Origin of the sequence: Marseilla massiliensis (genome assembly GCF_016899855.1) — a bacterium.
GTDB lineage: Bacteria > Bacteroidota > Bacteroidia > Bacteroidales > Bacteroidaceae > Prevotella.
The window spans coordinates 1-708 of sequence record NZ_JACJJG010000229.1; the positions used below are offsets into that span (position 1 = coordinate 1).

2 protein-coding genes are annotated in these 708 nt (G+C 41.9%); both read right to left on the reverse strand.

The genetic code is table 11. The features are described 5' to 3' along the window. Positions 1-346: DNA-processing protein DprA (locus tag H6A34_RS14520; protein WP_205106093.1), on the reverse strand; the 346-nt coding region annotated here is incomplete at its 3' end. 14 nt (positions 347-360) lie between these two features. Continuing rightward, the gene (locus H6A34_RS14525) at positions 361-609 is read right to left on the reverse strand and encodes a hypothetical protein (protein ID WP_205106094.1); all 249 of its coding nucleotides are present in this window, start codon (positions 607-609) and stop codon (positions 361-363) included. Positions 610-708: the final 99 nt, after the last annotated feature.

A 708-nucleotide genomic window follows, 5' to 3' on the forward strand; every position in this document is an offset into this window, starting at 1 on the left:
GACGATGTGCCGTATATTCCGAAACTCGCGTTACCATATCTTTTTCTAAGGCGATAATAAGCAAGCGGTTTTCATTCATCGCTTTCTCATAGACCTTTGGAAGTTTGCTATATATTCCACGGGCAAGGACGACGATGATGCCGCACTTGCCTTGCAGCAGGAATTTGAGGACATCTTTTTCAAGACGGGAATGGAAACCGCTTACCACCGCCACATCCGACTGCTTGCTTATTTCTACCGCCCAATCGAGCGTAGGCAAGATAGCGGAAGAGGAAATCTTGCGCGAAGCAAGAAAACCTATTTTCCGCCGTTTCAACAACTCTTTATTTCCAAGATAATTACACATGGCTTATTCTTCGTTTAGTTCATCCCCATGCGATACTTTATGTCGTAATTGATGATAAAATCAAGCTCTTCTTCGGTGAAGCCGTAATATTTGGCAAGAATTTTGTCGATTTCGTCGATGATAAGTTTGGATAATTTGGGAAAAAATTGAGCGAAACGAACCATTCTGGAAAAGCCACGCGACTTTGACCCTTTTGGCCAAGCAGGATTGTCCCCTTTGGCTACAATATGATTGACCCTTTTGGCCAAAATAGTATTGACCACTTAGTTCACCTATTGTTATAGATTTTTTTGTGTAGATTTGAGTGCCCGAGTCCTGGTGTAACGGGGGTGATAATAAAATCTATACAAATGGATAAACGA